Consider the following 24,218-nt stretch of genomic DNA (forward strand, 5'->3'; position numbering starts at 1 on the left):
CGGCGCACGACCTGGACCCTCGAAGACCTGGCATCGGAGATCAATCCGGTGACCAGGGGCTGGATCAACTACTTCGGGGCGTTCCGACGGTCCGCATTGTATCCAGTCCTCTACTCCATCGACCGCTACCTGGTCCGATGGCTGCAACGCAAGTACAGACGGTTCAGGGGACGTCCGGGACGGGCCTGGAGGACACTGCTGGCGATCAAACGCCGCAGACCCACCCTCTTCGCCCACTGGACGCTCTCCACGGCCAGCGGATAGCACGAGCCGGATGACGCGAGAGTGTCACGTCCGGATCTGTGGGGGCCGGCGGGTGAAACCCCCGCCGGCTACCCGGCGTCGGAACGACCAAAATCCTTCACTCTTGCGACTCGTCAAACCGGGCGACCGGGCGGCCGGGCGGCCGGTCGGTCGGCCGGAGGTGCACCGCCAGGGGCTGCGGGGGTGGGGCTGCGCGGCTGCGGGGTGGGGCTGGGTGGTGTCGGCGCGCGGTGGGCGGTGGATCGGTTGGCGGTGTGGTCCGCGGGTGGCGAGGCCGGCGAGTGCTGCGGCCGACGGGTGCCGAGCGTTCCGCAGAACGATCTATCGCGATTCCTTATCGGTGTGATCAGGAATCCGATCTCGACACCACACATATTTCCCACCATTCTGGTGGACATGGTGGGGAGCTCTGAGGGGGGAACGCACGGGACGCGCCGTGCGTGTGCTGCCGTCCATCGTCCGACATGTCCGGCGGCTGCCGGGCGGGCGCTGACCCGGCGGCGGTTCGTCGACTTCGGAATTCTCACCTCGGCCTGCTGTCGTCCCTGCTGAGCGGCCAGGCGCACCGGCCGCCGATGCCGCGCACACCGAACGCATCGACCTCGTCCGCCACTATCTCGCCCGCCACCATCGCTCGTCCGCCGCCATCGCTGGAGTGCACCCGGCGATTCGCCGCTGACGGGCCGAGGCCGAGGGCCCGGCGCGGGCCCAGGCCGCGAAAGCCGCGTGAGTCAGGCAGTGCCGTGTGCCCCGGAAGCCGATCGGGCTGCCTCGCGGCCGAAATCAGGCCGGTGGCCTGCCCGCGTCCGAGCGCGCCCAAGCGTGACCGATTTCCGGCCGTTGCTTCGCCAGCCCGTCTCTCCGCCAGCCCCCGGCCCTGCGCCCCCGACCCTGCGCCCCCGACCCTGCGCCCTCAGCCCTGTGCCCTCAGCCCTGTGCCCTCAGCCCTCGCTTCTGGCAGTCAGTCCAGGTGTGGACGCCTGTCCCGCCTCGCGGAGGTATTCGTGACCGTCGAGTTCATCAGCGCCATCAACGTCAATCCGTCCAACGAGCTGAACCAGCTTCGGTTGAGCGGGCTGGACCCGTCCTATCTGAAGCGGTACGCCAGGCTGCTCGACGAGGGTGGTTTCGACTACACGCTGGTTCCTTACCACTCGGCAGGCCACGACCCCTTCACGGTGGCGGCGGCGCTCACCCAGTTCACCGAGCACATCAAGCCGATCATCGCGCTGCGGCCGAACACCATGTACCCGACCGTCGCCGCCAAGCAGCTCGCGACGATCGACCAGCTCAGCGGCGGCCGGGTGGTGGTGCACTTCATCGCCGGCGGAAGTGACCAGGAGCAGGCCCGCGAGGGCGACCGGCTCAGCAAGAGCGAGCGCTACCTCCGGCAGGCCGAGTACATCGAGATCCTGCGCAAGGCCTGGAGCTCGACGACACCGTTCGACCATGCCGGCACCTACTACTCGTTCGAGGATTTCGTCTCGGTGGTCCGCCCGACGAACGGGACGATTCCCGTGTCCGTCGGTGGCTCGTCGGCGGAGGCGTATCGGGTCGGTGGCGCGCTGGGCGACATCTTCGGCCTGTGGGGCGAGCCGTTGCGGGAGACGAAGGAGCAGATCGACGCGGTCGGCGAGCAGGCGCGCCTCGCCGGGCGCACCGACCGGCCGCGGATCTGGGTGACCTTCCGGCCGATCATCGCCGCCACCGAGGAGCTGGCCTGGGAGAAGGCCGCCCGTGTCCTGGACGCGCTGCGGACCAACGCCGGCGTGGCGCGGACCCCTGGGCTCCGGCAGAACCTGAAGGCACCGCCGCCCAACGTCGGGTCGCAGCGGCTGCTGGCCGCGGCCCGCGCCGGTGACCTGCACGACCGGGCGCTGTGGACGGCGCCGGCGATCGCCACGAACGCGGGCGGCGCCTCGACGGCGCTGGTCGGCACGCCGGAGACGGTGGCCGCGGCGATCCTCGACTACGTCGACCTCGGCGCGGACCTGATCTCCATCCGCGGCTACGACAACTTCAACGACGCGCTCGACTACACCCGCCACATCATTCCGCTCGTCCGCCAGGAGCTCGCGCACCGCGAGGTGACCGGACGGCGCGGCGAGATCGTCCCCACCGACGCCGGCTACGACCGCGCGCCCGAGCTCGCCGCCGCGGCATCCGCTGACACCACCGGGAGCGTCCGATGACCGAGCCTTCTTCGACCGAGCTGCCCGCCACCGCGTCGCCGCAGGTCGAGTTCATCAGCCTGTCGCACCTGAACCCGTCGACGGAGCTCAACCCGGTGCCCAGCCGCGGCATCGACCTGGCCTACTTCCGCCGGTACGTGCGCTGGCTGGAGGAGTCCGGCTACGACTACACGCTGCTGCCGTACGGCTCGAACAGCGCCGACTCGTTCGTCATCGCCTCGGCGGTCGGGCAGCTCACCGAGCGGCTGCGGCCGATCGTCGCGGTGCGGCCGAACACCGCCTTCCCGCTGGTGGCCGCCCAGCAGCTGGCGACGCTCGACCAGCTCACCGAGGGCCGCGCCGTCGTCCACATCATCTCCGGCGGCAGCGACGCCGAGCAGGCCCGCCAGGGCGACTATCTGCCCAAGGACCGCCGCTACGACCGCACCAGCGAGTTCATCGACCTGCTCCGCCGCGCCTGGACGGAAACCAGCCCGTTCAGCCACTCCGGCGAGTTCTACAAGTTCGACGACTTCGGCCCCGGCTTCGCGCCGTACGGGAAGACGATCCCGATCTCGATCGGTGGCCAGTCGGACGCCGCGTTCGAAGTCGGCGGAGCCAAGGCGGACATCTTCAGCTTCTGGGGCGAGCCGCTCGCCGACCTGCGCAGCGAGATCGACCGGGTGAACGGTATCGCCGCGGCGGCCGGCCGGGCCGACCGCCCGCGGATCTGGGTGACCTTCCGGCCGATCATCGCCCAGACCGACAAGCTGGCCTGGGAGAAGGCCCACGACTACGTGGCGAAGATCGAACGCACGTTCAAGGGCGGGAACTACCACAAGCGGTACCTCGGCACGGCCACCGGCCCGCAGAACGTCGGTTCGCAGCGGGCGCTGGAGTTCGCCGCACAGTCGGACGTCTACGACCGTGCCCTGTGGACCAGGACCGCGGCGGCGACCGGCGGTGCGGGTGCGTCGACGGCGCTGGTCGGCAGCCCGGAGACGGTGGCGGCGGCGATCCTGGACTACGTCGACCAGGGCGCGAGCCTGGTGTCGATCCGGGGTTACGACACGCTCGCCGACGCGATCGACTACGGCCGCTACATCGTGCCGCTGGTACGCCAGGAGCTGGCGCATCGGGCCGCGACCGGGCAGCGCGGCACCCTGCAGGCCGACCATCCGGGGGCGCTCGCACCCGGCTTCGACCTCGCCACCTCGGCGGGCTCCCGATGACGGCGGTGGTGGGGGAGCCGGCCCCGAGCGCGGCAAGCGCGGCAAGCGCGGGCCTTCCGGTTGCCGGCCTTCCGGTTCCGGACCTGTCGGTGGAGGCGCTCGCCGCGGTCACCGCCGAGATCGCGTCCACCGCGGCCGCGTACGACCGCACCGGTGAGATTCCCCTGCCGGGGCTCGCCGCCGCGCACCGGGCGGGGCTGCTCACCGCGACGGTGGCGCCGCAGTTCGGCGGGCCGGGCGTCGGGCAGGTCGACATGGCGCGCATCCTGATCGCGCTGGGCGAGGGCGACGCATCGGTCGGCCTGATCGCCGCGAACAACCTGGGCACCCATCAGATTCAGGGCCTGGCCGCCAGCTGGCCGCCGGCCTACTACGCCGATCTGCTGCGGCGCAGCGTGGCGGGCGTGGCGCTGGCGAACTCGGTGCGGGCCGAACCGGAGCTGGGCGCGCCGGCACGTGGTGGTCTGCCGAAGACCACGGTGACGCGCACGGCGGACGGCTGGGTGCTCAACGGCCGCAAGGCGTACGCGACGGGCGGTACCGCGCTGGCCTACCACGTGGTGTGGGTGGTGGCGGACGAACCGGGCGGCGACCCGGAGCGGCCGCGGGTCGGCCACGTGGTCGTCCCGGGCGACCTGCCCGGCATCACCTGGATCGACACCTGGGACCACCTTGGCCTGCGGGCGTCGAACACCCACGACGTCGAATACACGAACGTCGAGCTGCCGGCGGACGCCTTCGTCGAGATCCCGCGCGGTCCGGACGGGGTTTACCGCGACCCGGCGGCGATGGCCTCGATCGGCCTGTTCGGGCATCCGGCCCTGTACATCGGGGTCGCTCGGGCGGCGCGCAGCGCGTTCGTGCGGTACGCGCAGGAGCGGGTGCCGACAGCACTGGGACGCCCGATCGCCACCACCGACCGGATCCAGGCGGCGGCCGGCGAGATCGACGCGCAGATCGCGCAGGCCGAGACGTTGCTGTTCGGTGTGCTGCTGCGGGCACAGAGCGGTGACACCGACCATCTGCCGCAGCTGTCGGTGCTGAAGGTCCAGATCGCGCGTTCGGTGATAGCGGCGGTCAATGCCGCTGTCGCCGTACTGGGAAATCCGGGGCTGAGTCGGCATCTGCCGTTCGAACGACTGCTGCGGGACGTCCTGTGCGTGCGGGTTCATCCGCCTCAGGAGGACACCGCCCTGCTGGCCTCCGGCCGCCGCCTGCTCGGCCTTTAGCTCCTCAACTCACCCCGGGTTTGTAGTTCATCTCCCACGAGAGACGAGAAAGAAAGAATTCGATGACGAGACGTATGTCCCGGCGCGGCATTGCCGCGACAGCCCTGGCCGTCACGGCAGCGCTGGGCCTGACTGCGTGCGGCTCCTCCGACGACGAGGGCGGCGCAACCTCCACGGCGAGTGAACCAGTCGCCGGCGGGACCCTGAAGGTCGCCTTCTTCCCCGACAACCCGCAGTTCACCTGCCTCGACCCGTTCCAGACCTACTGGATCGAGCATCGCACGGTGATCCGCAACGTCGCGGACTCGCTGACCGACCAGGACCCGAAGACCGGGGAGATCAAGCCCTGGCTGGCCAAGAGCTGGGAGGTCGGCGCAGACGGCAAGGAGTACACCTTCCACCTGCGTGACGGTGTGACCTTCAGCGACGGCACCAAGCTGGACGCCGCCGCGGTCAAGGCCAACTTCGACGGTGCCCAGGGCGTGGTCAAGGAGACCGGCGGCACCGCCTACGGGTCCAGCTACATCCTCGGCCTCGACCACACCGAGGTGGTGGACCCGCTCACCGTCAAGGTCGTCTTCTCGGCACCGAACTCGTCCTTCCTGCAGGCCAGCTCGACGACGAACCTGGCGATCATCTCGCCGGACTCGTACAAGAAGACCGCCAAGGAGCGCTGCCTCGGCCAGTACGTCGGCTCCGGGGCGTTCACCCTGGAGAGCTACAAGCCGAACGAGCTCACCGTGCTGCAGAAGCGCCCGGGGTACACCTGGGGCTCGGCACTGTCGAAGAACACCGGTGAGGCTCACCTCGACCGGGTCGAGTTCAGCTACGTCGCCGAGGACAGCGTCCGCACCGGCAACCTGGTCAGCGGGGCGATCGACATCTCCTGGCCGCGCAGCCCGATCACGGTCGAGGACCGCGAGCTGATCAAGAAGTCCGGTGGCGTCATCGAGTCACGGTCGCTTCCCGGTGTGGCCTCCGCGTACTACCCCAACGCGAGCGCGGGCCACGTGCTGTCCGACCTCAAGGTCCGCCAGGCGCTCTACAAGGGCATCGACCTCGCGACCTACGCGAAGACAAGCTTCGGTGACGACTACCCGGTGGTCGGCGGCGCCTTCGACAACACGACGCCGTTCTACGCCTCCCAGGCCAGCAAGCTGGCCTACGACCCCGACGGGGCCATCAGGCTGCTGGAGGAGGCCGGCTGGAAGCCGGGCGAGGGTGGCTACCGCTACAAGGACGGCAAGCGCCTCACCGTGGTGTTCCCGACCAGCTCCCTTTCCGTCAGCTCCGAGCTGATCCAGGACCAGCTGAAGAAGGTCGGCATCGAGCTGAAGATCGATGTGAAGCCCGCCGCCGAGCTCCCCGCGACGTACAAGAACGGCGCCTACGACCTGGCCAGCAGCTACTTCACCCGGGCCGACCCGGGCGCGCTGCAGTTCCTGCTCGACCCGAAGTACGCCACCTCGAAGGCGCTGGCGACCAACGCGGCGACCCCGGAGACCACGGCGAAGATCCAGGCGCTGTTCACCAAGGCGCGGGAGACCACCGATGACGCGGTGCGCAAGCAGGCCTACGCGGACCTGCAGGCCCTGCTCATCGACGAAGGCGTCGCCTTCCCGCAGTACGAGCGGGTGCAGTTCGCCGGCGTCAGCAAGGACGTCCACGGCTTCGCCTTCACGTCCGAGAGCTTCCTGAAGCTCAACGACGTCTGGAAGCAGCAGTAGCCGGGCCGCGGGGGAGGAGACAGTAGCCATGACGCGGTACATCCTCGGCCGGTTCGCCCAGGCACTCGCCGTGCTCTGGGCGGCCTACACCGTGACCTTCGCGGTCCTCTACCTGCTGCCGAGCGACCCGGTCGCCCTGCAACTGGGAGCGGCGGGGATCGAGACCGACAGCCTCACCCCCGCGGAACTGCACACGGCGAAGGCCAGGTACGGGCTCGACCGCCCCATCCTGGAGCAGTACTTCTCCGACCTGTGGGGCTTTCTGCGCGGCGACCTCGGAGAGTCGATCGCCAAGCAGCAGCCGGTCGCCAGCCTGATCGGCGACCGGCTGGCCCCGACCCTCACCCTGAGCCTGGCTGCCGCCACCGTCGCACTGCTGGCCGGGACGGCGCTCGCCTACCTGGCCTCCTATGTGCGGTGGCGGCCGGCCCGGCTGGTTCTCACCCGGCTGCCGTCGTTCGGGGCCTCGTTCCCGCAGTTCTTCATCGCGCTGGTGCTGATCCAGTTCCTCTCGTTCGAGCTCGGCCTGCTGCCCGCCACGGGTATCAGGGGCTGGAAGTCGCTGGTGATGCCGACGATCACCATCTCGATCCTGGTGTCATCCCAGCTCGCCGCGGTGCTGATGCGCAGCTTCGACGACACGCTGCGCCAGCCCTACATCGTCACGGCCCGGGCGAAGGGGCTCTCCCGCGCCGCCGTGCAGTGGCATCACGGGTTCCGCAACGCGCTGCTGCCTGCGACGACGGTCCTGGGCGTGCTCGTCGGCCTCACCGTCACCAGCTCGATCGTCGTCGAGACGGTGTTCTCCCGAAACGGCGTCGGCAAGCTCGCCCAGGAGGCGGTGCTCGCCCAGGACGTCCCGGTCGTGCTCGCCATCGTCTCGCTGTCAGCCGCGGTCTTCGTCGTCGTCAACCTCGTGGTCGACCTGCTCTACCCGCTGCTCGACCCGCGCATCGTCCAAGGCCAGCGGAAGGAGGTCACGATTTGACCACGTCAGTCGTTCCGGAGGCGACCGGTACGGAGGTACCCGCCGCCGCAGCTCCGGTCGCCGCAGCTCCGGTCGCGGTCGCGAAGCCGGCCGCGGGGCGGGCGGCATCGGGCACGGGCGACACGCTGCTCAGCGAACGCGTGATCGCCGACACGGAGCCGGGCGGCCGCTGGGTCGGGCTGCGCGCGACGACACGCACGCTCGCCGTGAAGCCCGGCTTCGTGCTCGCCGTGCTGTTCATCGCGTTCGTTGTGGTCTCCGCGTTCGCGCCGGGCCTGTTCACCTCCCGCGACCCGTACGCGACCGCGCCAGCGGAGCGGCTGGACTCGCCGAGCCTGAACCACCTGTTCGGCACCGACGAGCTCGGCCGTGACCTGTGGACCCGGATGCTCTACGGCTCCCAGTTGACGATCAAGGCCGCGCTCATCGCGGTGGGAATCGCGATCGTCGTCGGCCTCGCGCTCGGGGTGCTCTCCGGGCTGTCCGGCGGCTTCTTCGACGCCCTGCTCATGCGGATCGTGGACGTCCAGCTCGCCATACCCGTGCTGCTGCTGTGCCTGGCCATCGTCACCGCCCTCGGGTTCGGCACCGTGCCGGTGGCGATCGCCGTCGGGGTCGGCATCATGCCGGCGTTCGCGCGCACCACCCGCGCCGAGGTGCTGCGGGTCAAGACTCTGCCGTTCGTGGAGGCGTCCCGGGCGGGCGGGGCGTCGTGGCCGCGGGTGCTGCTGACCCATGTGCTGCCCAACTCGTGGGGACCGGTCGGGGTGCTCGCCGTCCTCGACACCGGCGTGGCGATCCTCTACATCGCCTCGCTGAGCTTCCTCGGCTTCGGGGCGACGCCGCCGGCGGCCGAGTGGGGCACGCTGATCTCCGCCGGCCGCAACTACCTGGTCACCGCCCCGTGGGTGTCACTTCTGCCCGGGCTCTTCGTCGCCGCGGCAGTGCTGAGCCTCAACCACGTATCGAAGACCATCCAGGAGCGGGAGCGATGACGCAGGACGACGCACTCGCGTCGGCCGCGGTGGCCGGGCCGGCCGGTTCCGCGGTGCCCGCCGGCGGTTCCGCGGAACCGGGTTCGTCCGTACTGGGCGGTTCCGCGGTGCCGGGTTCCGTGGTGCCGGACGGTTCCGCGGAACCGGTTTCCTCCGTACTAGGCGGTTCCGCGGCGCCGCCCGGACCGCTGGTAACGGTGACGGACCTCGAGGTCGGCTATGTGCGGCGGCGCCGGACAGCGCCCGCCGTGCGCGGGGTCAGCCTGACCATCGCCCGCGGCGAGACCGTCGCGCTCGTCGGCGAGTCCGGCTCCGGCAAGTCGACGATCGCCAACACCCTCATCGGCCTGCTGCCCGACAACGCCCGCGTCACCGGAGGCAGCGTCACCTTCGACCTCGGCGGCGACAGCGGCGACAGCGGCCGCGACCTCGGCCGCGACAGCGACGGCGACCTCGGTAGCGACGGCGCCGGTGCCCGGCGGGTCGAGGTGGTCGGGGCGCGGGAGCGGGTGCTTCGCGGGCTGCGCGGCCGGGTGGTCAGCCTGGTGCCCCAGGACCCGATGGTCGGCCTCAACCCCACCCGCCGGATCGGCGCGCAGGTCGCCGAGAGCATCAGGCTGCGCGGGGTGAACGGGGACCAGGTCCGTGCGGAGGTGCTGGAGTTCCTCGCGCAGGCGGGCATCGACGACCCCGAGCTGCGGGCCCGCCAGTATCCGCACGAGCTGTCCGGTGGTCTGCGCCAGCGGGTGCTCATCGCCATCGCGCTGGCCGGCAGGCCTCAGATGATCATCGCCGACGAGCCGACGAGCGCGCTGGACGTCACCGTGCAGCGCCGGATCCTCGACCACATCGAGGGGCTGGTCCGCGAGTCCGGGATCTCGCTGCTGATCATCACGCACGACCTCGCCGTCGCCGCCGACCGCAGCGACCGGGTGCTCGTCCTGCAGGATGGCTCGATCGTCGAGCAGGGCGTCCCGGGACGGATCCTGGTCAAACCCGAGCAGGAGTACACCCGGCGGCTCATCGCGGCCGCCCCCGGCCTCGCCCACGGCGGCCGGATCGTGCCCCGCCTGGTGCTGCGTCCCGACGAGGTCGCCACGCCCGACCCGGTGATCCGCCTGGAGAACCTGACCAAGCGCTACCCGCTGCCAGGCCGGCAGTCCGGGTCCTTCCTGGCCCTGGACGACGTGTCGCTGCAGGTCGCCCGCGGGCGCACCCATGCCCTGGTCGGCGAGTCAGGTTCTGGCAAGACCACGGCGTTGCGCCTCGCGCTCGGCCTGGAGAAGGCCACCAGCGGACGGGTCCTGCTCGACGGCGTGGACATCACCGACCAGGGCTGGCGGCAGACCCGTCCGCTGCGGCGCAAGGTCCAGCTCGTCCACCAGAACCCGTTCGCCTCGCTCGACCCGCGGTTCAGCATCGGCCGCAGCATCATCGAGCCGCTGGCGTCGTTCGGGATCGGTGACCGCCGCAGCCGCCGCGCCCGCGCGGTGGAGCTGCTCGACCAGGTCGCGCTGCCCGCCTCCTACCTGGACCGGCTGCCCGCGGAACTGTCCGGCGGGCAGCGCCAGCGGGTCGCGATCGCCCGCTCGCTCGCCCTCGAACCCGAGGTGGTGCTGCTCGACGAGCCCGTCTCGGCACTCGACGTCTCGGTGCAGGAGCAGATCCTCGCGCTGCTGCGTGACCTGCAGGAACGCCTCGGCCTGAGCTACCTGTTCATCTCGCACGATCTGTCCATCGTCGCCCAGATCTCGCACACTGTGACGGTGCTCAATCGTGGGAAGGTCGCCGAGTCGGGCGCCGTGGCCGAGGTCTTCGGCTCGCCGCGCAGCGAATACACCCGGGAGCTGATCGAGGCCATCCCCGGCCAGCGCAGCGCCGCCCTCTCGGTCGGAGCCGGCGTGCCCGTGCATGCCTGACCGGCGCGGCGCCGGCTCCAGCTTCGCCGGTCCCAGCGGCGCCGGTCCCAGCGTCGCCCCTGCTCGGGACGTCCGCGGCGGGGAGGCGACGGTCTGGCCCGGACTGCGGACCATGCTGGACGGCTCCCTCGCCCACCCGGTGCCAGCCCTGCTCGCGGCCGTCACCGGGATCATCAACGGCACGACCATGATCCTCGGTGCGATCGCGATCGGCTGGGCCACCGACCACCTGATCGTCCCGGCACTGGCCGGCGACGACGTCGGGCGCGCCGCCTGGTGGATCGCGGCCGGGGCGATCGTCGGCGTCTCCACCCTGCGCTGGATGACGATCATCGCCCGGGGGATCGCCACCGGGTTCGTCCAGCACGGCTCCCAGGCGGACGTCCGGCGGGCGGTCGTCGACCGCTACCTGCATCTCGGTCTGGCGTGGCACCGCCGGCACGCCCCCGGCCAGCTGCTGTCGACCGCGGTCGCCGACGTGGACGCGCTGTGGCTGCCGATGCTCAACTTCTACTTCACGCTCGGCATGGTCGTGATGCTCGTCGTCGCGATCATCGAGATGTTCCTGCGCGCCGCCGCACTCGGCCTCGTCGGTGTCGCGCTGGTACTGGCCGTGCTCGGCCTCAACCTGCTCTACCAGCGCGTGCTCGCCCCGCGGGCCGCCGCCGCCCAGGCACAGCGCGGGGTCTTCGGCGCGCTCGCGCTGGAGAGCATCGACGGCGGCCAGGTCGTGCGGACCCTCGGCCTCGCCGACCGGGAGCGCGCGCGGGTCGGCGCCGCCGCGCACGGCCTGCGGGACGCCAACTTCGCGATGGGCCTGGTCAGCTCGGTGTTCGACCCGGTCATCGAGCTGCTGCCGACGGTGGCCGTGCTCGGCGTCCTCGCCGTCGGCGCGCATCAGGTCGAGGCCGGAGAGCTGAGCGTCGGCGTGCTCGTCGAAGTCGTCTACCTGCTGCTCACGATCTCCATCCCGCTCAACGTCATCAGCCGTTTCCTGTCCATGCTGCCGATCTCGACCGCCGGGCGGACCAGGGTCGCCGCCGTCATCCACTCGGCCGAAACCACCGGGCACGGCGACCGAACCCTGGCCAGCCCCCTGAAACCGGGCGGGATCGGCCTGCGGGCGCGGGGCGCCGGCTACGCGGTCGGCGGGACCCGGCTGCTCTCGGACGTCGACCTCGACATCGCCCCCGGGGAGATCGTCGCGCTGGTCGGGGCGACCGGCTCGGGCAAGAGCACCCTCGTCGACCTGCTCGGCCGCCAGCTCGATCCGTCCGAGGGCGTGGTCGAGATCGGGGGTGTCCCGGCCGCCGAGCTCGGCCGTGGGCAGATCGCCGCGCGGCTGGCGGTGGTCTCCCAGAGCCCGTGGCTGTTCGCCGGCAGCGTGCGGGAGAACCTGCAGCTCGACGGGCATCCCCGCGAGCACCGCCCGTACAGCGACGCCGAGCTGTGGCGGGCACTCGCCTCCGCCGGCGCCGAGAACGTGGTCCGTGCGTTGCCCGCCGGCCTCGACACGCGGGTCGGGGAGCGGGGTGCCCGGCTGTCCGGCGGCCAGCGCCAGCGGCTGTGCCTGGCCCGTGCGCTGGTCCGCGATCCGGGCGTGCTGCTGCTCGACGACGCCACCTCCGCCCTCGACCCGGCCGTCGAACGCGACGTCCTCGCCGCGATCGCCGAACTGCGCGGACGGGTGACCGTGCTCATCGTCGGCGGGCGCCCCAGCTCCGTCCTGGTCGCCGACCGGGTCGCCTTCCTGCGTGCCGGCCGGCTAGCCGCCGTGGGCACCCACCCCGAGCTGCTGGCCACCGAGCCCGAGTACCGGCGCATCCTGCACGCCTACGCCGACCACAGCTCGCATCCCGGCGACGGCTGGCACCCCGACCACGGGTTCGGTGACGACCATGGCTCGGGCGATGAGTAGCACCGACCCGGCCTCGGCCCCCGCTCCCGCCCGGCTGGCTGATCTCGCCGGGGTCCGGGGACGGACCCTCATCCACCTGCTGCGCACCACCACCCCGATGCTGACCAGCGGCCTGGCGCTCACCCTGCTGCTCGCCTTCGTCGCCGGGGCCGGGCGCATCGTCACCCCGCTCACCGTCCAGTACGCCCTCGACCACGGTCTGCTCCACCCGCACCCCGGCACCGCGGACGTCGTCCTGCGCGCCGTCGGCGTCGGCGCGGGAGCCACGGTGCTGGCGGCGGCGGCGTCCGGGTGGCTCAACCGGCGCGTCTTCCGGCGCACCGAGGCCGCGCTCGCCCAGCTGCGTGCGGACGGCGTCGCCCGCATCCACGAGATCTCCTACGAGCGGTTCGCCCGGATCCCCAGCGCCGACCTGGTCAGCCGGCTGACCAGTGACCTCGACACGGTGACCACGTTCGTCCAGAACGGCGGCGTCCTGCTGCTGGTCAACGCCGCCCAGATGGTGATCGCCGCGGTCCTCATCTCGATCTACTCCTGGCAGCTCGCGCTGCCCGTGCTCGCCGCGGCGGCGCTGCTGCTCGTCGTCATGCGACGCATCCAGGCAGTCGTCGGACGCCGTTTCCGCGTCGTGCGGGAGCGGGTGTCGGCGATGCAGTCCGTCATCGGCGAAGCCATCACCGGCATCGCCGTCATCCGCTCCACCGGCACCGAGCGGCGCAGCCGCGCCGCCGCCGACGAGTCGATCGAACAGGTCGCGGCCGCCCAGCGCCACACCCTGGTCCCGCTGCACACCAACACCGCGCTCGGCGAGGTGGCGATCTCGTTCATCACCACCTTCATCGTCATCGCCGGTGTCCGGTGGTCCGTGGACAACACCTGGTGGGAGCCGGGACTGGACCTGTCCGCCGGTGAGCTGGTCGCGTTGTTGCTCCTGGTGACCTTCTTCGTCCGCCCGCTTCAGCTGCTGGTGACAATGCTCGGCGAGGTGCAGAGCGCGGTCGCCGGCTGGCGGCGGGCGATCGAGGTGCTGGCCACCCCGTCCGCGGTGGTCGCCGGGCCGGGCGCCCGCGAGCTCCCACCCGGCCCGATCGCCGTCGACCTGCACGGCGTCGCCGCTTCCTACGGGGACGCCGCCGCCGACGTCGGCGATGTCGCCACCGGAGACGGCCTGCTCGCGCTGCGCGACGTCACCATCGGCATCGACCCGGGGGAGCACGTCGCCGTCGTCGGCGAGACCGGATCCGGCAAGAGCACGTTCGCCCGGCTGCTGACCCGTCAGCTCTCGGCGCGGCGCGGGCGCGTCCTGCTCGGCGGCATCCCGATCGCCCAGGTCGGCGACCGGTCGTTCCAACGCCGGATCGCCGTTGTCCCGCAGGACCCGTTCCTGTTCGATGCCACGATCGCTGACAACATCCTCGCCGGAGTCCACGGTGACATCCGGGCCCCCGAGGCGCGGGAAGCACTGGACGAGATCGTCGACTCGCTCGGCCTGCGCCCCTGGATCGGCACCCTGCCCGACGGCATCGACACCCGCGTCGGGGTGCGCGGCGCGCGGCTGTCAGCCGGCGAGCGCCAGCTCGTCGCGCTCGCCCGCACCGCGCTGGTCGACCCGGACCTGCTCGTGCTCGACGAGGCCACCAGCGGCGTCGACCCGGCCACCGACGTCCGCGTGCAACACGCCCTCGACGCGCTCACCGTCGGCCGCACCACCATCTCGATCGCGCACCGCATGGTCACCGCCGAGCGCGCCGACCGCATCCTCGTCTTCGACGACGGCCGGATCGTCCAGAACGGCCGCCACGCCGACCTCGTCACCCGCCCCGGACGCTACGCGGACCTACACGCCGTCTGGGTCGACCACACCGTCGCCGCCGACCACGTCCCCCACCCGCGGGAGGAACGGACGGAAGGAGACGGCGACGAGCACCGCGAACCGGCGACGCGCCACACCCTCCGGAACGACAGGAGCACCTGATGACATCGGCGCGGCTCGGTTTCAACGCGCGGATCTCCTTCCCAACCGGCGGCGCCGCGCAGGCGCTGCGCGACGGCGTCGAGCTGTTCCGCGTCGCCGAACAGCTCGGCTACGACACCGGCTGGGTCTACCAGCGCCACTTCGACAACTACCTGGCCTCCCCGCTGGTGTTCCACGCCGCGGTCGCGCAGCACACCGACCGGATCGGCCTGGGCACCGCCATCATCGGCGTCCGCTACGAGGACCCGATCCTGCTCGCCGAGGCCGCCGCGACCGCCGACCTGCTCAGCTCCGGACGTCTGCAGCTCGGCCTCGGCACCGGCCAGGGCGGCTTCGACAGCGTCTTCGGCCAGGAGCCGAACGACGGGCGGGAACAGTCCCAGACCCGGCTCGCCGACGACCTGATTGCCTTCCTGCCGCCCGCGTTCGGCCTCCGGGAGAACCTGCGCCTGCTGGAGGACATCGCCACAACCGTGGCCCCGCACCTCGGCTGGGCACCGACCACCGGCGGTCGGACCTCATAGCAACCGGTCATCACCTCTCGACAGCCGTCGCCTCATCGTGGCCGCACACCGAACCGCCTGGCAGAAGGCCGACAAAACACCGGTCCGAAGGACGGCTCGAACCCTCGATGGAGAGACTGTGCTGCACCTGCAGTGCGAAAGCTGGTCGGATTTTAGCGATCCTCTCGCTGCTGCGCTGTCGCTGCCTCCTGGGCGTGGCGGCTGTCACTCGGCTACGAGAATGAATCGACCTTCTGTATGACGGCTTCTCTGACTGCCTTCCCCGTGGGGGCGAATCCGCCAGTGTACCACTTGGCTGAAAGCGTCGATCCGGACCGGGATATGATGATGTTGTTTGACAGAAAACTGTAGTCGGAACAGTAGGGGGAGTCCCTGAGCTCCTCCGATACTTCGAGCCGGTCTGGTGAAGCCGCAAGGAGAGTCAGGGTCTTGACGCAGGGTGAACCGTCGGCGGCCTGCAACTTCGGATAGTCGGCGCTGCCCACCGTCGTGCCCAGTCGGCCGCCGGAGATCGTGATATTTACGGGAGATCTCGAGCTGGCCGATGAAACTACGCCCTGCCACCGGCCGAGAAAGGACTCGGGAACGCTCAGAAGCTCCGGTCCGGCCTCCGTGGGCGGCGCGTAGGTCGGCACGCCCAGAAGTGCGGAATACGAAGGAGAAAGGTAGGGTGGCAGAGCGCCCTGCGTTTGGCCGCCGCCGCTGCGCAGGTCGGTGATATCTGGGCTCGCGGTGGTTCCCACCGTGGCCGGCCCGCCGGGAGGCGATGCCTGTGGACTCCCGTTCTGGTACGCCCTGATTCCGACGATTACGCCGATAACGGCGACAACAAGGCCTGCAATCTCCAGGCCAAGCCGCAGGCGACGGTCACCGCCATCGCCGCTTCCCCCGTTGTCTGTCACGCCACCCCCGGTTCATCGACCAGGCCAATACAGAGACATGATGCTGTTGACCCGGTCTTCATCACGCCGCCCGACAGCCTATGAAGCACTGCCCTTCCGATCAAGGAGCGTGACCTGGCGGGCATGTCAGCCGCAGGTACGTGTCCGCTGGCCTGCCCGGGGCGTCGCACGGCCGCGTTTGGTTCGTTTCTCGACAGGCCGCAGCCCTCGGCTACCGGGCCGGTGAGCCGAGGAAATGGTTGATGGCTGCATCGGTGGGCATCGAGGGCCCGGCCCCGTGGCTGCGTACCGACAGGGCGGCCGCGGCGCTGGCGTACCGCAGCGCCTGCTCAGGCTCCTCGCTCCGCGCCAGGGCCGCGCCGAACGCGCCGCAGAAGCAGTCGCCCGCGCCGGTGGTGTCGACCGCCGTCACCGGAAAGCCGGGCACCCGTAGGACAGTGCCGTCGAGCCGGGCCAACAGGCCCTCGGCGCCGAGGGTGACGACGACGTTGGGCGCCACCCCCGCGCCGTCAGCCAGCAGCCCCTCCACCCGATCGGACGTCATCGCCGCCGCCGGGTCCGCCCCGACCCCGGTGACATTGGCGAACTCGGTCTCGTTCACGACCAGATAATCGACGTCGCGCAGCACGTCAGGCGGCGTCGGCCGATACGGGGCGAGGTTCAGCACCGTTACCGCACCGGCTTCCCTGGCCCGGGCAATCGCCGCAATGTTCGTTGCCTCGGGAATCTCGCCCTGCAACAGCAGGATATCGCCCGGGGTGAGAGGGATGCCGTCGAGCGAATTCGGCAGCACCCGATCATTCGCACCCGGAACAATGGTGATGGCATTCTCGCCCGACCCGTCGACGAGAATAACCGCGGTACCGGACGCCCCCGGGACGGCAGCCAGCCGGCCGAGGTCCAGATGCTCGGAATCCAGGAAATCGCGCAGTATCCGCCCGAAGTCGTCGTCACCGACGGCACCCACCATGGACGTCGCCGCACCCGCCCGGCGTGCCGCGACCGCCTGGTTCGCGCCCTTCCCGCCCGGCAGAAGACTCACCGAGCGTCCCGGGACGGTCTCGCCGGGCCTGGGCATGCGCACGCATCGGGTCAGCACGTCCATATTGACCGAGCCGACCACCACAACTCTGCTCAGCACGCCTCCCCGCCTCCGGACCCTCACGTCTGAGGCACAGGTGGGCCCGCCGAGCGCGGGGCTGGCGTGCCTGCGCCTGCCGGATGCCTTCCAGCCGCTGGCCGACGCTACCCGACCATGTCGCCGAAGAGGCCGCACGCCGCTACCGGCCGCGTGCCCCGGTGCCGGGATGGATCATGATCAGCCACCCCTCCGCCTTCAGCTGCCACCACTGCTCCTGAGCAAGAAGTGAGGATTCTGGCTGCTGCAACAGCCGAAATCCGCACTTCTTGCGGATTATCAAGCAACTCCGTCGGCCTGTTTGTCACTATTAGTGTGAATTGCCGGTGCTTGTGGCGGAGTGGAGTCCCCGGCGGCCCGACCCTGCAGCGGTTGGGCGGCCCGCCGTTCACCAGCCATCCGCGCCTGCTGCCGAGCGCGGTCCGCGCAACGAGAGTGACATTGGTGTCTGAAACGGGGATCAGATCAAGATGTTGAATGAATCTGTCGCGGATCGTGGGCTGCCGCATGGTGTCAAAGCCCCGCGGTGGACCACTCGCTCGTCCGACATCGCCGGCCCGAAGTGGCCCGAAGTGGCGCGAGGGTAGCCGATGAAACTCGAACTGCCACCCGTGACCAGCGCTTTCGGTGACTCCAGCGGCGCCCATGCGTCGATCGGCGAGCAAAACCCCGGTTCTGCCAAGCTCCGGGAGCGCCCCAGAACCGACGTAAAGAGCTAGCAGTATCTGATCCAGAATGCGCTTCCCGAAGGCTTGCGAAATCTGTGTCAATATGGATGTCAAGAAGCTCAGGTGCGAGGTCACAAGGAGCCCTCTATCCGTGGATACGCGACAGCCATGCGAACGCTGCAAGCTGACCGCGACTGTCAGAAAGCTCCGGAAGGTCGACCAGGCCGGCCGCCCGCCTCGCCCGGTCCGCGAGCCTATAGCCGACATCGGCCCCATAGCCGGCCGCGCGCACGGGGCACGGGGTGCCAGCCGTTCCGCAGCCGCCTGACGCCCGCGACCGGCATCCGCGACTGTGGTCGGGTGGCCGCGTCCTGCGTCCTGCGTCCCGCGGCCGTGGCGGGTGTTCCGTGGTCGACGGCAGGCCCCAAGCGGCCGGCCCCCGCCCCGCGCAGTAAACGAGGTACCTTGCCGGGTCGGAGAAAGGTGTGTTAGAAAGCTCGCAGCAAAGCTGAGCAAGTGCCCAACGAAAATTCACTTTCACTCGCGCCCACGATGAACTGGCGGCCTTGTCCGTGTGTGCGCACGGTTCCTTACAACTTCGTACCTGAGGAAGAACAATGACTGAGGCGACCCGGCCGGTGCGCGTCGTGCAATGGACGACGGGAAACGTCGCGAAGGAGTCGATCAAGGCGATCATCGAGCGTCCTGGACTGCTCGAGCTGGTCGGGCTGTTCGCGTTCAGCAAGGAGAAGGTCGGAAAGGACGCAGGTCAGCTGGCAGGCCTCGACCGTGACCTCGGTGTCACCGCGACCGACGATGTCGAGGCGCTGATCGCCTTACGTCCCGACTGTGTGATCTACATGCCGCTGTACCCGGACGTCGAGCACCTGACCCGGCTGCTGCGGGCCGGTATCAACGTCGTCTCCAGCGCGGGCTTCATCACCGGCCGAGCCTACGGTGCCGAGAGCCGGGCCGCGCTCGACGAGGCCGCGCGCGCCGGCAACGCCAGCCTGTTCGGCAGCGGTATCAACCCGGGCTTCGCCGACTACCTCGCCGCGGTCGCGACCGGCCCATGCCGGGAGGTCAACTACATCCGGGTCACCGAGTCGTTCAACATCGGGCTGTGGGCCGGCGACGCGAACCAGAACGAGCTCGGCTGGGGCCGCCCCGCCGGCGACCCCGGCCATGCCGACGAGATCCGCAAGGCCACCGCGGTGTTCGGTGACGCCGTCGAGTCGATCGCCCACCAGCTCGGCCTGGAGCTGGACGACATCCGCTGCGAGGTCGAGTTCGCCCACGCGACCACCGACGCCGACGTCCCCGGCCGCACGGTGCGGGCCGGCAGCGTCGCCGGGATCGACGCGCGCTGGATCGGCTCGGTGGCCGGCACCGACCTGGTGGAGGCGCAGGTCCGCTGGACCGTCGCCGCCGACATCGAACCAGCCTGGGACATCGCGATGGCCTACCTGATGGAGGTCCGCGGCACTCCGCAGATCAACCTGCGGGTCGAGGTCCTCCCCGCCGACCTCACCAACCTCACCATGGACGACATCAGCGCCATGGGCTCGATGATCACAGCTCTGCCGGTGGTCAACGCGATTCCCGCCGTGGTCGCCGCGCGGCCGGGCATCGTCACCTACGCGGACCTGCCGACCGTCGCCTCCCAGCTGGTCGTCAAGCGCTGACCCAGCTCATCTGGCTGATCCAGTTCAGCTGGCTGAACCGGCTGACCCGCGTTACCCGGCTGGCCCCACCGCGACCGGGCCGCTCCGCCCGGCTGATCGGCCGGCCGCCCAGGAGCGGCCCGATAGCGTGTGGCCCATGCCGATATCGCTGGAGAAGATCGAGGCCCAGGCCCCTGAGCTGCTCAGTCTGGTCAAGGAGGCTCGTTCTCGGCTGTCGGCACAGGCATTGGACACCGCCCGCGCGAAGGTCGCGCTGTGCGTCGACCACAGTGGATCGATGCGGGCCCTGTACGTCAAGGGCGTCGTCCAGCGGATCGCCGAACGGGCCCTGGCCCTCGCGACCCAGTTCGACGACGACGGCGCCATCGACGTGTTCATCTTCGACACCGGCGCCGTCCACGCCGGCGAGCTCACCCTCGCGGACTACGCCGGGGGAATCGACCGGCTGCGCACCGGCCGGCGCATGGGCCGGACGGACTACGCCGCCGCGATGACGCTCGTCCGCGAGCACTTTCCGGCCGACGGGCTGCCGGTATACGTGCTGTTCGTCACCGACGGCGCGCCGGACAGCCGGACCGCCGCCAGACAGGAGCTTGTCACCGCGTCGCAGCGGAACATCTTCTACAAGTTCCTCGGTGTGGGGGAGGGCCCCTTCGACTTCCTGCGCCGCCTCGACGACCTGCGTGGACGTCCAGTGGACAACGCGCACTTCGTCGAGCCGGACGACATCGAAGCCCTCGACGACCGGCAGGTCTTCGATCTCCTGCTGGCGGAGTACCCGCAGTGGCTCGACGAGGCCAGGAAGGCCGGCCTGCTCACCTGACGTTGCACCTGTCGGGCTGCCTGAAGGGCATGCCCCGGCGACGGAGGTGACGGCGGCGACCGCGACGGCGGTGATGACGCCGATGACGAAGGGCTCAACCGGTGACAGTACCGCTCTCCATCCTCGACCTGGCGACGATCGGCGTCGACGAGACCGCGCAGCAGAGCCTCGAAGGCAGCGTCGCGCTCGCGCGCCTGGCCGAGTCCCTCGGCTACCAGCGGATCTGGTACGCCGAGCACCACAACATGCCGCGGATCGCGTCGTCCGCGACCAGCGTGCTCATCGCGCATGTCGCGGCGAACACGAGCACCGTCCGGCTCGGCTCCGGCGGTGTCATGCTGCCGAACCACTCGCCGCTCACCATCGCCGAGCAGTTCGGCACGCTCGCGACGCTGCACCCCGGTCGCATCGACCTGGGCCTGGGCCGGGCCCCCGGCAGCGACCAGCAGACGATGTACGCCCTGCGCCGGGACGACCGCTCGGCCGAGCGGTTCCCGCAGGACGTCCAGGAGCTTCAGGGCTACCTGGCCGGCCGGTCGCTCATCCCCGGCGTCGACGCCACCCCCGGCAAGGGCACGAACGTCCCGTTGTACATCCTCGGGTCGTCGCTGTTCGGGGCCCGGCTCGCGGCGGCGCTCGGGCTGCCCTACGGGTTCGCATCGCATTTCGCCCCGAACGCCCTGCAGGACGCGGTCGCCCTCTACCGCCGCCTGTTCCAGCCGTCGGCGCAGCTCGACCAGCCGTACGTCATCGCAGGCGTCAACGTCATCGCCGCGGACACCGCGGACGACGCACAGGACCAGCAGCGCACGATCCGCCGCCAGCGGGTCAGCTGGCTGCTCGGCCGCGGCCAGACCTTCACCGATGCCGAGGCGGACGAGATCCTCGCAGCACCGCAGGGGCAGCAGCTCGTCCAGATGATGAAGTACACCGCCGCCGGCACCCCGGACACGGTCGGCGCGTACCTCGACTGGTTCACCACCCACGCCGACGCCGACGAGCTCATCGTCGCCCACCAGTCCCCGACGATCGCCCAGCGCCTGCGCTCCGTGGAACTGACCGCCAAGGCAGCCGGCCTCGCCGCACCTACCCCGGGCGACTGACCCCGGCGGCGCTCTGGCCGAGAACACGGTCGATATCCCACAGGTGATGCCACACATCATGGGCGTTGTTCCGCACGATGTCGGCCGCCTGCTGCTCACCGCGCGTCGCGTGGCGGACGACGACGCCCTCGGCGAGCGCGGCGCGCATGACGTCAACCCAGGCGGGCGCGCTGATCCCGAGGGCCCACCGGGCCGCCGCCAGCGGAACGCTGTCGTACCGGCGGGCACGGGCCAGCTCATCCGGGTCGTACCCCGCGATGTCGGTGACGCCGGCCAGGCGCGCTCCCTGGACCCGCTCGGCCCAGTTCCGCAGGTTGTCGGCCATGTGGCTGACGTACTCGGCGACGCTCCACGCCTCGGCGGACAGCCGCTCATCGCCGACCGCGTCCCTGGAGCGTCGGTCGACCTCGGCTGGTGACGCCGCTACCAGCACGACGGCGTGCACCATGTCGATCCGCCAGTCGAACTGGCAGTCGCCACAAGGATCCCCGTACAGCGCCGCACCCCACAGCTCCATACCGAGCAATGATGGCCGATCAGCGGACGGCGTCGGCGGCGACCGTGGCGAGTGGGATTCCTGCCCAGCCGAGAGTGACCGGTTCGGCCTGCGCGCTCGTGACGACGAGGCCGCGGCGGCGTGACCCGTAGGCGTCGCCGCTGTACGCGACGGCCTGGTAGGGGCCCACCTCTCGCGAGAGTTCGGTGATGTTCCCCGTGCCCTGGGCGTCGTCGACCAGTTCCTGGAAAGCCCGGGCACTGTCAAGATCGGGCATCTTCACCCAGGAGACGGCGACCAGTGCGATGTTTCCCCTGCCGTCGATGATCGTGAACTGCGCCCGGCTCAGCGCGGAACACGGCTGCTGCAGGAAGAAGACGTGGACCTCGCCGTAGGAATGCGCCGCGCAGCCGTCCGTCTCGGCCTGGAATCGGCTCTGGGTGCCGAGATGGTTCCGCCGGAACCTGTTCTCGATCCGCTCGATCTTCCGGATCTCGTCGGTGCGACCCGCCTCCTCGGCGATCCTGCCCTCGCCGGGCTCGGCGGCCTCGCCGCTCTCACCGGACGGCTGTGGTTGCCGGCTGTGCACCGACCCGGACGCCGGGCGCGTGGCGGTGGAGTCGCCGGCCGAGATCCCGCTCGCGCTCAGCGCGAGCAGCAGTAGCAGGGCAAGGGCAGGGGCGGACAGATTCTTCACCGGCTCGCTCCCGCCTCCGCAGCAACATCCCATTGCAGCTCCTCCTGCCGGCCACTGCCTGCCCCTGGGGGTGGCACCGTCCGGAGCCGGGGGCGGCGAGTGTGGAACAGGCGAGCTCGTGATATGAGCGTAGCGTGACGGGGTGAACGCGTATAGAGGTCGAAAGCGGAATGCCGTTCACCGTCGCCGGGTGCCCCGAGTTCGACGAGTACGTCCGTCAGGTCTGGGTGCTGGTTCGTGTGGTATCGCCGCTGGCGGGTTGTCAATTGTTGCCTGATTGTTTCGATTGTGGACCGTTGACCGTTCTGTAACGGGGGCCATAGTTTTCCGACGCCGGATTCCGTCCGACATCTGCCGATGCGGAGAACTGATGCGTTTGTTTTCCCGCCCGAGCCGTGCCCTGCTCGCGGCTGCCCTGGCCCTGCCACTCGCGATCGGTGCCGCAGCTGTGGCCAGTCCGGCCGCGAACGCCGCCTCACCGGCCGGAGGCTCCTTCTCCGTCCTGACCTACAACATCGCCGGCCTGCCCGAAGCGCTTTCCAGCGCGGAGACCCCGCGCGCGGAGAGCACGACCACCATCGGCCAGCGCCTCGGCCCCTACGACATCGTCCAGGTGCAGGAGGACTTCAACTACCACGCCTACCTCTACGACGGCGACACCACCCACGCGTACCGGACGCCGACCAGCGGCGGCGTCCCGTTCGGCAGCGGGCTCAACACCCTCTCGAAGGTCAGCTACAGCGACCTCGACCGGGTGAGCTGGGATGACTGCAGCACCTTCGACGGCGCCGACTGCCTGACGCCGAAGGGCTTCACCCTCAAGCGGATCCGCCTCGGCGAGGGCGTCTACGTCGACTTCTACAACCTGCACGCGGACGCCGGGACCACCAGCGCGGACACCAGCGCGCGGGCCTCGAACCTGAGCCAGCTGGCCTCGTACATCTCGTCGCATTCGGCCGGTAACGCCGTGGTGGTGATGGGTGACACCAACGCCCGCTACACCCGCACCGGCGACACCATCGCCGCCTTCGCCGCGGCGAACGGACTGACCGACGCCTGGGTGAAGCTGGAGCGCGGCGGGGTCGCACCCGCGACCGGCAGCACCGCACTGGTCTGCGACGAGGCCGCGCCCACCGACACCTGCGAGGTCGTCGACAAGGTCCTGTACCGCAGCAGCAGCTTCGTCACCCTCAACGCCACCGGCTACGCCAACCGCAACGCCGACTTCCTGAACTCCGCCGGCGTCATGCTTTCCGACCACTTCCCGATCGCCGTCGACTTCAGCTGGACCCGTAACAGCGCCTACCAGGCCAGCGACCAGTTCGGTGGTTCCGGTGGCACGGCCTACACCGACGTCAACGCCATTCCGGCCGGAGCGGCGGTCAGCACCGTCAGGCTGCGTTCCGGCTCCCGGGTCGACCAGATCGGCCTCACCCTGACGAACGGCACCACACTGAACCACGGTGGTACCGGCGGAACCGCCCAGTCGCTGACCCTGGGCAGCGGTGAGTACCTGACGTCCGTCTACCTGTGCTCGGGCGTGAAGGACAGCAGCACCCGGGTCTTCTACACCAGGTTCACCACCAACCTCGGGCGCACCCTCGCCGGTGGGGCCACGACGTCCACCTGCGTCACGTACACGGCGCCGTCCGGCTGGCAGATCGCCGGATTCCACGGCCGTGCCGCCACCGAGAACGACAAGATCGGGGTCTTCTACACCCAGCGCTGAGCGCGGTCCGGAACCACCACGCATGAAAAAACAGG

General features: G+C 70.3%; 19 protein-coding genes. 15 read left to right on the top strand and 4 right to left on the bottom strand.

All coding sequences use genetic code 11. The features are described from left to right. The 11 genes from AWX74_RS30040 to AWX74_RS30090 all read left to right on the top strand — a co-directional run. A partial coding sequence (locus AWX74_RS30040; protein WP_278184667.1) for a group II intron maturase-specific domain-containing protein occupies positions 1-264 on the top strand: 264 nt, incomplete at its 5' end. A 1,004-nt stretch (positions 265-1,268) separates the two neighbouring features. Then, positions 1,269-2,456 (top strand): LLM class flavin-dependent oxidoreductase, encoded by a 1,188-nt coding sequence (locus AWX74_RS30045; RefSeq protein ID WP_091283689.1) that lies wholly within the window; start codon positions 1,269-1,271, stop codon positions 2,454-2,456. Then, on the top strand, positions 2,453-3,667 hold the full coding sequence (locus tag AWX74_RS30050; RefSeq protein ID WP_091283691.1) for an LLM class flavin-dependent oxidoreductase: 1,215 nt from the start codon (positions 2,453-2,455) through the stop codon (positions 3,665-3,667). Before AWX74_RS30045 ends, AWX74_RS30050 begins: the two co-directional genes overlap by 4 nt. Beyond that, positions 3,664-4,896, top strand: coding sequence for an acyl-CoA dehydrogenase family protein (locus AWX74_RS30055; RefSeq protein WP_091283693.1), 1,233 nt, complete (start codon positions 3,664-3,666; stop codon positions 4,894-4,896). Before AWX74_RS30050 ends, AWX74_RS30055 begins: the two co-directional genes overlap by 4 nt. A 62-nt stretch (positions 4,897-4,958) precedes the next feature. After that, entirely contained in the window at positions 4,959-6,623 is a 1,665-nt protein-coding gene (locus AWX74_RS30060; RefSeq protein WP_242666479.1) for an ABC transporter substrate-binding protein, read from the top strand. 28 nt (positions 6,624-6,651) lie between these two features. Continuing rightward, positions 6,652-7,611, top strand: coding sequence for an ABC transporter permease (locus tag AWX74_RS30065; protein WP_091283697.1), 960 nt, complete (start codon positions 6,652-6,654; stop codon positions 7,609-7,611). Further along, positions 7,608-8,606, top strand: a complete 999-nt coding sequence (locus tag AWX74_RS30070) for an ABC transporter permease (RefSeq protein WP_091283700.1) — start codon at positions 7,608-7,610, stop codon at positions 8,604-8,606. The genes AWX74_RS30065 and AWX74_RS30070 overlap by 4 nt, the downstream gene beginning before the upstream one ends. Continuing rightward, positions 8,603-10,525 (top strand): dipeptide ABC transporter ATP-binding protein, encoded by a 1,923-nt coding sequence (locus AWX74_RS30075; RefSeq protein ID WP_091283702.1) that lies wholly within the window; start codon positions 8,603-8,605, stop codon positions 10,523-10,525. Before AWX74_RS30070 ends, AWX74_RS30075 begins: the two co-directional genes overlap by 4 nt. Then, positions 10,518-12,443, top strand: coding sequence for an ABC transporter ATP-binding protein (locus AWX74_RS30080; protein ID WP_311983898.1), 1,926 nt, complete (start codon positions 10,518-10,520; stop codon positions 12,441-12,443). Before AWX74_RS30075 ends, AWX74_RS30080 begins: the two co-directional genes overlap by 8 nt. Beyond that, positions 12,436-14,418 (top strand): ABC transporter ATP-binding protein, encoded by a 1,983-nt coding sequence (locus AWX74_RS30085; RefSeq protein ID WP_091283704.1) that lies wholly within the window; start codon positions 12,436-12,438, stop codon positions 14,416-14,418. Before AWX74_RS30080 ends, AWX74_RS30085 begins: the two co-directional genes overlap by 8 nt. Next, the gene (locus tag AWX74_RS30090; protein ID WP_091283706.1) at positions 14,418-14,942 is read left to right on the top strand and encodes an LLM class flavin-dependent oxidoreductase; all 525 of its coding nucleotides are present in this window, start codon (positions 14,418-14,420) and stop codon (positions 14,940-14,942) included. Before AWX74_RS30085 ends, AWX74_RS30090 begins: the two co-directional genes overlap by 1 nt. A gap of 212 nt (positions 14,943-15,154) precedes the next feature. Here AWX74_RS30090 and AWX74_RS39620 read toward each other — a convergent pair whose 3' ends face one another. Together AWX74_RS39620 and AWX74_RS30095 are read right to left on the bottom strand one after the other, a co-directional pair. Then, complete coding sequence (locus tag AWX74_RS39620; protein ID WP_131799566.1) at positions 15,155-15,844, bottom strand: hypothetical protein; 690 nt, start codon at positions 15,842-15,844, stop codon at positions 15,155-15,157. Positions 15,845-16,055: 211 nt separating this feature from the next. Next, positions 16,056-16,967: a ribokinase gene (locus AWX74_RS30095; RefSeq protein ID WP_242666480.1), complete on the bottom strand. Its 912-nt coding sequence runs from the start codon at positions 16,965-16,967 to the stop codon at positions 16,056-16,058. A 1,300-nt stretch (positions 16,968-18,267) separates the two neighbouring features. Here AWX74_RS30095 and AWX74_RS30100 point away from each other — a divergent pair. The 3 genes from AWX74_RS30100 to AWX74_RS30110 all read left to right on the top strand — a co-directional run bounded on the left by AWX74_RS30100 (position 18,268) and on the right by AWX74_RS30110 (position 21,261). Beyond that, positions 18,268-19,335 (top strand): NAD(P)H-dependent amine dehydrogenase family protein, encoded by a 1,068-nt coding sequence (locus AWX74_RS30100; protein WP_091283710.1) that lies wholly within the window; start codon positions 18,268-18,270, stop codon positions 19,333-19,335. Positions 19,336-19,471: 136 nt separating this feature from the next. Beyond that, a complete protein-coding gene (locus AWX74_RS30105) occupies positions 19,472-20,158 on the top strand; it encodes a VWA domain-containing protein (protein WP_091283711.1) in 687 nt (228 codons plus the stop codon). A 101-nt stretch (positions 20,159-20,259) separates the two neighbouring features. Next, positions 20,260-21,261, top strand: a complete 1,002-nt coding sequence (locus AWX74_RS30110) for an LLM class flavin-dependent oxidoreductase (RefSeq protein WP_091283713.1) — start codon at positions 20,260-20,262, stop codon at positions 21,259-21,261. Here the strand turns inward: AWX74_RS30110 and AWX74_RS30115 are convergent. Both AWX74_RS30115 and AWX74_RS30120 read right to left on the bottom strand, forming a co-directional pair. Continuing rightward, on the bottom strand, positions 21,245-21,787 hold the full coding sequence (locus AWX74_RS30115; protein WP_207550444.1) for a DinB family protein: 543 nt from the start codon (positions 21,785-21,787) through the stop codon (positions 21,245-21,247). The genes AWX74_RS30110 and AWX74_RS30115 overlap by 17 nt on opposite strands. Before the next feature lie 10 nt (positions 21,788-21,797). Beyond that, a complete protein-coding gene (locus AWX74_RS30120; RefSeq protein WP_091283717.1) occupies positions 21,798-22,454 on the bottom strand; it encodes a hypothetical protein in 657 nt (218 codons plus the stop codon). Positions 22,455-22,824: 370 nt separating this feature from the next. Between AWX74_RS30120 and AWX74_RS30125 the strand changes: the two genes are divergently transcribed. Beyond that, positions 22,825-24,183 carry a jacalin-like lectin gene (locus AWX74_RS30125; protein WP_091283720.1) on the top strand — a complete coding sequence of 453 codons (1,359 nt, stop codon included), beginning with the start codon at positions 22,825-22,827 and terminating at the stop codon, positions 24,181-24,183. The last annotated feature ends 35 nt before the right edge of the window (positions 24,184-24,218 follow it).

The sequence above is a fragment of the Parafrankia irregularis genome (assembly GCF_001536285.1).
In the GTDB taxonomy this organism is placed as follows: domain Bacteria; phylum Actinomycetota; class Actinomycetes; order Frankiales; family Frankiaceae; genus Parafrankia; species Parafrankia irregularis.